At 47.5% G+C, this 1,626-nt stretch carries 1 protein-coding gene; it reads right to left on the reverse strand.

Features of this window, described 5'->3' with window-relative positions; genetic code table 11:
• Positions 1 to 254 precede the first annotated feature (254 nt).
• Positions 255 to 1,532, reverse strand: a complete 1,278-nt coding sequence (tnpC, locus tag C234_RS16505) for an IS66 family transposase (protein ID WP_034537836.1) — start codon at positions 1,530 to 1,532, stop codon at positions 255 to 257.
• Positions 1,533 to 1,626: the final 94 nt, after the last annotated feature.

The following is a 1,626-nucleotide window of genomic DNA, read 5'->3' on the forward strand; positions in this document are numbered from 1 at the left end:
ACATTTCAATGACCTCTTTAGTGTTTTCGAACCGACTTTTGCCGGTTCTATTGTTTGACTTTTAATTTTTCGGTAAAAATTTACCGAAGTATTGAATATAGAGAAAGTCATTTAATTCATTCCATTTGATTCAACCGTAAGCATTTGATAAACTACAGGTATTAAACCTTTATATATAACAATAGCTACTGTCACTATGAAGCTAATAGTTGCAGTCGCTATTGTTTTGTTGAACCTATATGTTGCAGTCGGCATTAGTTGCCGGATTCCCCATTTTGTTTTGTCAATGCACTTTCCGGATGTTGCAGCTTCCATCTGTGCGGAAGCAGATCTAGAAGCTCCTTATGAGTTGCCTTTTTATGATAAGGCATTCGGGCGATGATGTCATTCAGGTAATCCCTCGGATTGACATCGTGTGCCTTGCAGGTGGCCGGCAGAGAACAGACAACCGACATATTAACAGCTGCTTGGTGGTTACCACAGAAGAGATAATTTTTCCGTCCCGGAGTAATCGGTCGGATGACATTTTCCGCCAGGTTGTTATCCCAAAGCAGGCGTCCGTCCTCCAAGCATTTCATCATGTTGTCCCATCGGGTATAGGCATACGTGATGGCTTTACCGGCCTGTGATCCGGGACTGTACTTGATGCCTTCCGTTTCCATCCATGCCTTCATGGCTTCCAGGATGGGACGGGCCAGTTCCTGGCGTTTGGCCTTGCGTTCATCGTGCGACAACCCTGCTTCGTCGCAGCAACGCTCTATCTTGTAGATATGCTGTATCTGAGTCAGCCCATGTTCGGCCATCTCCTTGTTTTCATCAAGGGCTTGTTCAAAATGACGACGGATATGCACCAGGCAATTGACCAGCTGCACACCGGGGTTGGCCTTGAAGGCTGTTTCATAGCCTGCAAAACCATCGCATTGAAGGTAGCCCTTGAAGTGGCATTGATTTGCCAGGGATTCGATGACCGCTCCGGCCCTTGACCCCTTGTCGTAATGGAAGATGACCAGCTTTTCCATGACTGACCTTACCATCCAGAGGTATTCCTTGTCTGCCTTGTGCTTTTCCCTGTTAATGACCGGAACAGTGGTCTCGTCCGCCTGTACATAGTCACAGGAAAAGACCTCCTGTCCCAGCACCTCATACAGAGGTTTGAGCAGTTCTACCGTTTTCTTGAACCAACCATCCAGCGTGCTTTCTGTAAGGCCTTTCATCCCAAGATGCCGGTACTGCTGTATCTGACGGTAGAACGGAACGTGATATTCATACTTCCGGAGCAGTATTTCGGCAAGCAGAGTGGCATCGGCGATGCACTTGTCGATAGGCATCGACGGCATGGGGGCAATCTCCACACCTTTCTGCCCCTGGGGTGGAAGCTGCGTATTGTCCTTGAGCGCATATTTGGGACGGATGATTTCCTTGACATAAAGCATCCCCGGTTTGTGCTTGACAACCCGGGTTACCTCTTCGCCTATTCTGCGGTATAAAGACAGATCCACACCGCTCGGTTCTATCACTTCGGTCTCAAGCATGCTGAAAACGGAGGATATCCACCCACGCAAAACGGGGATATCCGTTCACTTTTCTAACTCTTTAGTCTAATGGCGATGTAAAATTAGTCATTTC

The organism is Bacteroides pyogenes DSM 20611 = JCM 6294 (assembly GCF_000428105.1).
In the GTDB taxonomy this organism is placed as follows: Bacteria; Bacteroidota; Bacteroidia; order Bacteroidales; family Bacteroidaceae; genus Bacteroides; species Bacteroides pyogenes.

Excerpts from the sequence above, each read along its gene's own strand:
- tnpC (WP_034537836.1), bottom strand. The coding sequence starts at position 1,532 with ATGCTTGAGACCGAAGTGATAGAACCGAGCGGTGTGGATCTGTCTTTA.